Origin of the sequence: Acidovorax sp. CF316 (genome assembly GCF_000276605.1) — a bacterium.
Taxonomy (GTDB): Bacteria; Pseudomonadota; Gammaproteobacteria; order Burkholderiales; family Burkholderiaceae_C; genus Acidovorax.
Genome location: NZ_AKJX01000027.1, coordinates 19,949 through 27,955, shown reverse-complemented (window position 1 = coordinate 27,955; position 8,007 = coordinate 19,949). Strand labels below are relative to the sequence as shown.

The 8,007-nt window shown below is 61.4% G+C and carries 7 protein-coding genes and 1 tRNA gene; all 8 read left to right on the top strand.

Annotated elements, in window-relative coordinates; translation table 11 throughout:
• Positions 1-32 precede the first annotated feature (32 nt).
• The 8 genes from PMI14_RS04155 (at position 33) to rpoB (ending at position 7,988) form a co-directional block, all read left to right on the top strand.
• Positions 33-108 (top strand) — tRNA-Trp (locus PMI14_RS04155).
• Positions 109-198: 90 nt separating this feature from the next.
• Complete coding sequence (gene secE / locus PMI14_RS04150) at positions 199-582, top strand: preprotein translocase subunit SecE (protein ID WP_007850056.1); 384 nt, start codon at positions 199-201, stop codon at positions 580-582.
• A 4-nt stretch (positions 583-586) separates the two neighbouring features.
• The gene (nusG, locus tag PMI14_RS04145; RefSeq protein ID WP_007850053.1) at positions 587-1,183 is read left to right on the top strand and encodes a transcription termination/antitermination protein NusG; all 597 of its coding nucleotides are present in this window, start codon (positions 587-589) and stop codon (positions 1,181-1,183) included.
• 118 nt (positions 1,184-1,301) lie between these two features.
• Positions 1,302-1,733, top strand: a complete 432-nt coding sequence (rplK, locus tag PMI14_RS04140; protein WP_007850051.1) for a 50S ribosomal protein L11 — start codon at positions 1,302-1,304, stop codon at positions 1,731-1,733.
• Position 1,734: 1 nt separating this feature from the next.
• Positions 1,735-2,430: a 50S ribosomal protein L1 gene (gene rplA, locus PMI14_RS04135; protein WP_007850049.1), complete on the top strand. Its 696-nt coding sequence runs from the start codon at positions 1,735-1,737 to the stop codon at positions 2,428-2,430.
• A 237-nt stretch (positions 2,431-2,667) separates the two neighbouring features.
• A complete protein-coding gene (gene rplJ, locus PMI14_RS04130; RefSeq protein ID WP_007850048.1) occupies positions 2,668-3,192 on the top strand; it encodes a 50S ribosomal protein L10 in 525 nt (174 codons plus the stop codon).
• A gap of 40 nt (positions 3,193-3,232) precedes the next feature.
• Positions 3,233-3,610: a 50S ribosomal protein L7/L12 gene (gene rplL / locus PMI14_RS04125; RefSeq protein WP_007850046.1), complete on the top strand. Its 378-nt coding sequence runs from the start codon at positions 3,233-3,235 to the stop codon at positions 3,608-3,610.
• A gap of 265 nt (positions 3,611-3,875) precedes the next feature.
• On the top strand, positions 3,876-7,988 hold the full coding sequence (rpoB, locus tag PMI14_RS04120; protein ID WP_007850042.1) for a DNA-directed RNA polymerase subunit beta: 4,113 nt from the start codon (positions 3,876-3,878) through the stop codon (positions 7,986-7,988).
• Positions 7,989-8,007: the final 19 nt, after the last annotated feature.

Genomic DNA, 8,007 nt, shown 5'->3' with positions numbered 1-8,007 from the left:
TCGTGGCCAAGATCATCGCCTAATAGCGTTACAGGGGTATAGCTCAATTGGCAGAGCGTTGGTCTCCAAAACCAAAGGTTGTAGGTTCGATTCCTACTGCCCCTGCCACCTGAACAGTGGCACCCAACAAGCCCGCCAGACCCTGGCGGGCTTCGGCGTCTTGGGCGACGCCGCGAATCGGAGCAGGAAACAATACACATGGCCACTTCCCAGGTTGAAACCGTCAATACCGGTGCAGACAAAGCCAAGCTTGCAGCTGTGGCCGCACTGGTCATTGCATCGGTCGCTGGCTTTTATCTGCTGAGCAAGCAGGGTGCGATTGCCCAGTGGGCCGCATTGATCGTCGGGCTGGTTGCTGCGGCTGCCGTGTTCCTGGTGTCAGAACCAGGCCGGCAGTTTGTCGCGTTTGCGCGCGAAGCTTGGCGCGAAGTGAAGAAGGTCGTCTGGCCGACCCGCAAGGAGACCTTGCAGATGACGGCTTACGTGTTCGCGTTCGTCGTCATCATGGCGCTCTTCCTGTGGTTCACCGACAAGACCCTCGAATGGGTCCTGTACGACCTGGTTTTGGGCTGGAGGAAGTAACGCCATGACAACCACCCCTGTGGACACCACCGGAGCCGAAGCTCTGGCCCCTGCAACGCCGGGCAACCCCGATCTGCGCTGGTACATCGTCCACGCCTATTCGGGCATGGAAAAAGCGGTCGAGCGCAACATCGTGGAGCGCATCGGCCGTTCGGGCATGGAGACCAAGTTCGGTCGCATCCTCGTTCCCACCGAAGAAGTGGTGGAAATGAAGAACGGCCAGCGCAAGACCACCGAGCGTCGCCTGTTCCCCGGCTACGTCTTCGTCGAAATGGTCATGGACGACGACACGTGGCACCTGGTGAAGCACACCAACAAGGTCACGGGTTTCGTGGGCGGTGCGAAGAACCGTCCCGCCCCCATCTCGGAAGACGAAGTGCAGAAGATCGTAAGCCAGATGCAGGAAGGCACCGAGAAGCCCCGCCACAAGGTGGAGTTCATGGTGGGCGAACTGGTGCGCGTCAAGGAAGGCCCATTCACCGACTTCAATGGTTCGGTGGAAGAGGTGAACTACGAGAAGAGCCGTGTACGGGTGTCCGTCATGATCTTCGGCCGCTCCACCCCGGTGGAGCTCGAATTCGGCCAGGTCGAGAAGACCTGAGCCCCAAGGTTTGGATGCCGCACCTTTCGGCTCGGTGCGGATGAATGTGTCGTGAGTCGTTAACCCCGGGGAGCTGCGGCCACATGGCCAAGGCGTTATCACCCGCAAGGAGTAAAGCATGGCGAAGAAAATCGTCGGTTTTATCAAGCTGCAAGTCCCAGCTGGTAAGGCCAACCCATCCCCACCGATCGGCCCAGCACTGGGTCAGCGTGGCCTCAACATCATGGAGTTCTGCAAGGCATTCAATGCGCAGACCCAGGGCGTCGAGCCAGGCCTGCCATTGCCCGTGGTCATCACGGCTTTTGCAGACAAGAGCTTCACCTTCATCATCAAGACGCCGCCCGCGACGACCCTGATCAAGAAGGCCATCAAGCTCGACAAGGGTTCTTCGAACCCTCTGAAGACCAAGGTCGGCAAGATCACGCGCGAACAGCTCGAAGAGATCGCCAAGACCAAGATGAAGGACATGAACGCTGCCAACGTCGACGCCGCTGTGCGCACGCTGGCTGGCTCTGCACGCTCGATGGGCGTGACGGTGGAGGGTTTGTAAGATGGCCAAGCTGACCAAGAAGCAAAAAGCCCTGCAAGGCAAGGTTGACAGCACCAAGCTGTACGCTTTCGCTGAAGCAGTTGCGATCGTGAAGGAAGCCGCTACGGCCAAGTTCGACGAATCCATCGACGTGGCCGTTCAGCTTGGCATCGATGCCAAGAAGTCCGACCAGGTGGTTCGCGGCGCCGTGGTGCTGCCCAACGGTACCGGCAAGACGACCCGTGTGGCCGTGTTCGCCCAGGGCGCCAAGGCTGAAGAAGCCAAGGCCGCTGGCGCCGACATCGTCGGTATGGACGACCTGGCCGCCATGGTCAAGGCCGGTGACATGCCTTTCGACGTGGTGATCGCTGCCCCCGACGCAATGCGCGTCGTCGGTACGCTGGGCCAGATCCTGGGCCCACGTGGCCTGATGCCCAACCCCAAGGTGGGCACCGTGACGCCTGACGTCGCTACGGCCGTGAAGAACGCCAAGGCTGGTCAAGTGCAGTTCCGCGTGGACAAGGCCGGTATCGTGCACAGCACGATCGGTCGCCGTTCGTTCGACAACGACAAGCTGCAAGGCAACCTGGCTGCACTGATCGAAGCGCTGACCAAGGCCAAGCCTGCAACCAGCAAGGGTGTGTACCTGCGCAAGGTGGCAGTGTCCTCCACGATGGGCCTGGGTGTCCGCGTGGATACGCAGACCATCGCAGCGTAATTGCAAGAAATCTTCGGGCCGGCCTTCGGGGCGGCCCGATGTGGTGGGCTGGGGCTGCTTCGGTAGCCACAGGCCATCCAAGACCGTTGGTGCGCGAGGATGTCGCGCTTAAAGCCAGAAAAGGTGCCAACGCAGATGGCGATCCCGCTGCAGATGGAAAATTTTCCTGAACAGTTGGTCGCTGCAACAAGAGCGTGCACGAGGCAGTCGCCGAGTGCGCATTTTAAGGAGTAGACCTTGAGTCTTAATCGCAGTGAGAAAGAAGCGGTCATCAGTGAAGTGACCAGCCTCGCCGCTAAAGCTCAAACGCTTGTGATCGCGGAATACCGTGGCATCACGGTCGCCGACATGACCAAACTGCGTGTTGATGCTCGCAGCAAGGGCGTGACCCTGAGTGTTCTGAAGAACACCCTGGCTCGCCGTGCTGTGGCTGGAAGCGCATTTGACGTGGTGGCTGACCAGATGACCGGCCCGCTGATCTACGGCTTCTCCGAAGACGCTGTGGCCGCCGCCAAGGTGGTGGCCGATTTCGCGAAGACCAACGACAAGCTGGTGATTCGCGGTGGCGCTTTCGGTGGCAAGGCCCTGGATGTCAACGGCGTTAAGCAACTGGCCAACATTCCTTCCAAGGAAGTGCTGCTGGCTCAGATTTGTGGCTTGCTTATGTCCCCCATGTCGCGTACGGCCGTTGTGCTGGGCGCACTGGCGGCGAAAAAAGGCGAAGGCGCAGCCGCACCGGCCGCCGAACCTGTCGCGGCTTGATGGCCCGATAGATAACCAACAAAATTGTTAGGAAATAAAAATGGCATTCGATAAAGACGCATTTTTGACCGCTCTGGACAGCATGACGGTTCTGGAACTCAATGACCTGGTGAAGGCCATTGAAGAGAAGTTTGGCGTGAGCGCTGCAGCCATGGCTGCACCCGCTGCCGGCGGCGGCGGCGGTGCTGCTGCAGCTGCAGAAGAGAAGACGGAATTCAACGTGGTGCTGCTCGAAGCCGGCGCCAACAAGGTTTCCGTCATCAAGGCAGTGCGCGAAATCACCGGCCTGGGCCTCAAGGAAGCCAAGGACCTGGTGGACGGCGCGCCAAAGAACGTCAAGGAAGCTATTGCCAAGGCCGACGCCGAAGCAGCAGTCAAGAAGCTGGTGGAAGCCGGTGCCAAGGCTGAACTGAAGTAATTCGGTCCCTTGCAAGGGCTGGAGTGCTCCTCGCGGGCCTCCAGCCTTTGGCGCTTTCAGAGCGCACCCGAAAGCCGCATCCCCAAAGCGGTTTTCGAGTGTCTTCTGACAACCCCGACAGCAGAAGATACCTTGGTTCGGGTGATGTGCAACGCATCGCCGTCCGCCATGGTTGGTAGTGGCCAACCGCCAAGCCCGCAAGGAGGAGAGCCTTTGCGGGTCAGTCGTCGAAGACCCAGGACTCATGTCTTTGCCCGGAGATCTCATGGCCTATTCCTATACCGAACGCAAGCGAATCCGCAAAAGTTTCGGCAGCCGCGACAGCGTGCTGGAAGTTCCTTATCTGCTGCAGATGCAGAAGGACGCATACACCGCTTTCCTGCAGGCAGACAAAGCACCACAGAAACGAACCATTGAAGGTCTGCAGGCTGCCTTTGACGCTGCCTTCCCCATCGTCTCGCACAACGGTTTTGTGGAGATGAAGTTCATCGAGTACAACCTGGCCAAGCCGGCTTTCGACGTGCGCGAGTGCCAGACCCGTGGTCTGACCTTCGCCTCGGCCGTGCGTGCCAAGGTGCAGCTCATCATCTATGACCGCGAGTCCTCGACGTCGCAGTCCAAGGTGGTCAAGGAAGTCAAGGAACAAGAGGTCTACATGGGCGAAGTGCCCCTGATGACCGAGAAGGGCTCCTTCATCATCAACGGCACGGAGCGCGTGATCGTTTCGCAGCTGCACCGTTCGCCTGGCGTGTTCTTCGAGCACGACAAGGGCAAGACGCACAGCTCGGGCAAGCTGCTGTTCTCCGCACGCATCATCCCCTACCGCGGCTCCTGGCTGGACTTCGAGTTCGACCCGAAGGACATCCTGTACTTCCGCGTGGACCGTCGCCGCAAGATGCCGGTCACGATCCTGCTCAAGGCCATCGGCCTGAACCCCGAGTCCATCCTCGCGAACTTCTTCGTGAACGACAACTTCCGCATCATGGACAGCGGTGCGCAGATGGAATTCGTGCCCGAGCGCCTGCGCGGCGAAGTGGCGCGTTTCGACATTACCGACAAGTCGGGCAAGGTCGTGGTCGCCAAGGACAAGCGCGTCACCGCGCGCCACACCCGTGAACTGGAGCAGTCCGGCACCACGCACATCAGCGTGCCCGAAGACTTCCTGATCGGCCGCGTGGTGGCCCGCAACATCGTCGATACGGACACCGGCGAAATCATCGCCAAGGCCAACGACGAACTGACCGAAGCGCTGCTCAAGAAGCTGCGCGTGGCCGGCATCCAGGACGTGCAGTGCATCTACACCAATGAACTCGACCAGGGCGCGTACATGTCGCAGACCCTGCGCATCGACGAAACGGTGGACGAGTTCGCCGCCCGCGTGGCCATCTACCGCATGATGCGCCCCGGCGAGCCGCCAACGGAAGACGCCGTGCAGGCCCTGTTCCAGCGCCTGTTCTACAACCCCGACACGTACGACCTGTCGCGCGTGGGCCGCATGAAGTTCAACGCCAAGATCGGCCGCGACGAATCCACCGGCCCCATGGTGCTGTCCAACGAGGACATCCTGGCCGTGGTCAAGATCCTGGTGGACCTGCGCAACGGCAACGGCGAAGTCGATGACATCGATCACCTGGGCAACCGCCGCGTGCGCTGCGTGGGCGAACTGGCCGAAAACCAGTACCGCACCGGCCTGGCACGTATCGAGAAGGCCGTGAAGGAGCGTCTGGGCCAGGCCGAGCAAGAGCCGCTGATGCCGCACGACCTGATCAACAGCAAGCCCATCTCGGCTGCGCTGAAGGAATTCTTCGGTGCCTCGCAGCTGTCGCAGTTCATGGACCAGACCAACCCGCTGGCAGAAATCACGCACAAGCGCCGTGTTTCCGCCCTGGGCCCGGGCGGTCTGACCCGCGAACGCGCAGGCTTCGAAGTGCGCGACGTGCACGTGACCCATTACGGCCGCGTCTGCCCTATCGAAACGCCTGAAGGCCCGAACATCGGCCTGATCAACTCGCTGGCCCTGTACGCCCGCCTGAACGAGTACGGTTTCATCGAAACCCCGTACCGCCGCGTGGTGGACGCCAAGGTCACGAACGAGATCGACTACCTGTCGGCCATCGAAGAAGGCAAGTACGTGATCGCGCAGGCCAACGCCGTGCTCGACAAGGACGGCCGCCTGTCCGGCGACCTGGTGTCGGCCCGTGAAAAGGGTGAATCCATCCTGTGCGGCGCGGACCGCGTGCAGTACATGGACGTGTCTCCTGCACAGATCGTGTCGGTGGCTGCCTCGCTGGTTCCGTTCCTGGAGCACGACGATGCGAACCGCGCACTGATGGGCGCCAACATGTCGCGCCAGGCCGTGCCTGTCCTGCGCCCCGAGAAGCCCCTGGTGGGCACGGGCATCGAGCGCGTGGCCGCGGTCGACTCCGGCACCGTGGTCACGGCCAGCCGTGGCGGCGTGGTGGACTACGTGGACGCCACCCGCATCGTGGTGCGCGTGAACGACGCCGAAGCCGTTGCCGGTGAAGTGGGTGTGGACATCTACAACCTCATCAAGTACCAGCGTTCCAACCAGAACACCAACATCCACCAGCGCCCCATCGTCAAGAAGGGCGACATGCTGGTCAAGGGTGACGTGATTGCCGACGGCGCATCGACGGACTTCGGCGAAATCGCCATCGGCCAGAACATGCTGATCGCCTTCATGCCCTGGAACGGCTACAACTTCGAAGATTCGATCCTGATCTCCGAACGCGTGGTGGCCGAAGACCGCTACACCTCGATCCACATCGAGGAACTGGTGGTCATGGCCCGCGACACGAAGCTGGGCGCGGAAGAAATCACGCGCGACATCCCGAACCTGTCGGAACAGCAGCTGAACCGCCTGGACGAGTCCGGCATCATCTACGTGGGTGCCGAAGTGCAGCCCGGCGATACGCTGGTCGGCAAGGTCACGCCCAAGGGCGAGACCACCCTCACGCCCGAAGAGAAGCTCCTGCGCGCCATCTTCGGCGAGAAGGCTTCCGACGTGAAGGACACCTCGCTGCGCGTGGACCAGGGCTCGCAAGGCACCGTGATCGACGTGCAGGTGTTCACCCGCGAAGGCATCCAGCGCGACAAGCGCGCCCAGCAGATCATCGACGATGAACTCAAGCGCTTCCGCCTGGACCTGAACGACCAGCTGCGCATCGTCGAGGCCGACGCCTTCGACCGTATCGAGAAGCTGCTCAACGGCCGCGTGGCCAATGGCGGCCCGCAGAAGCTGGCCAAGGGCACGAAGATCGACAAGGCCTACCTGGCCTCGGTGGAGAAGTTCCACTGGTTCGACATCCGTCCCGCCGAAGACGAAGTGGCCACCCAGCTCGAGAGCATCAAGAATGCCCTGGAGCAGACGCGCCACAGCTTCGACCTGGCTTTCGAGGAAAAGCGCAAGAAGCTCACGCAAGGCGACGAGCTGCCAGCGGGCGTGCTGAAGATGGTCAAGGTCTACCTGGCCGTCAAGCGCCGCCTGCAGCCTGGTGACAAGATGGCCGGCCGCCACGGCAACAAGGGTGTGGTCTCCAAGATCGTTCCGGTCGAAGACATGCCCTACATGGCCGACGGCACCCCTGCCGACATCGTGCTGAACCCCCTGGGCGTGCCCTCGCGGATGAACATCGGGCAGGTGCTCGAAGTCCATCTGGGCTGGGCCGGCAAGGGCATCGGCCAGCGCATCGGCGACATGCTGCAGCAGGAAACCAAGGCAACGGAAATGCGCACCTTCCTCGAAGAGGTGTACAACTCGCGCGGCCGCAAGGAAGACCTGTCGCAGCTGACGGACGAGGACGTGCTGGCCATGGCCCAGCATCTGACCGCTGGCGTGCCCTACGCGACCCCCGTGTTCGATGGTGCTTCGGAAGAAGAAATCATGGACATGCTCAAGCTGGCCTACCCGGACGACATCGCCGAGCGCAAGGGCCTGACGCCCACGCGCACGCAGGCCTACCTGCACGATGGCCGCACCGGTGACCGCTTCGAGCGTCCCACCACCATCGGCTACATGCACTACCTGAAGCTGCACCACTTGGTGGACGACAAGATGCACGCCCGTTCCACGGGTCCGTACTCCCTGGTCACGCAGCAGCCGCTGGGCGGCAAGGCCCAGTTCGGTGGCCAGCGTTTCGGGGAAATGGAAGTGTGGGCGCTGGAAGCCTACGGTGCAGCCTACGTGCTGCAGGAAATGCTTACCGTCAAGTCCGACGACGTGGTGGGCCGTACAAAGGTGTACGAATCCATCGTCAAGGGCGAACACGCGATCGAAGCCGGCATGCCGGAATCGTTCAATGTGCTGGTCAAGGAAATCCGTTCGCTGGGCCTTGATATCGAGCTGGAACGCTCCTAAGCGGAAAAGGAAAGAGTCA

Excerpts from the sequence above, each read along its gene's own strand:
- secE (WP_007850056.1), top strand. The coding sequence starts at position 199 with ATGGCCACTTCCCAGGTTGAAACCGTCAATACCGGTGCAGACAAAGCC.
- nusG (WP_007850053.1), top strand. The coding sequence starts at position 587 with ATGACAACCACCCCTGTGGACACCACCGGAGCCGAAGCTCTGGCCCCT.
- rplK (WP_007850051.1), top strand. The coding sequence starts at position 1,302 with ATGGCGAAGAAAATCGTCGGTTTTATCAAGCTGCAAGTCCCAGCTGGT.
- rplA (WP_007850049.1), top strand. The coding sequence starts at position 1,735 with ATGGCCAAGCTGACCAAGAAGCAAAAAGCCCTGCAAGGCAAGGTTGAC.
- rplL (WP_007850046.1), top strand. The coding sequence starts at position 3,233 with ATGGCATTCGATAAAGACGCATTTTTGACCGCTCTGGACAGCATGACG.
- rpoB (WP_007850042.1), top strand. The coding sequence starts at position 3,876 with ATGGCCTATTCCTATACCGAACGCAAGCGAATCCGCAAAAGTTTCGGC.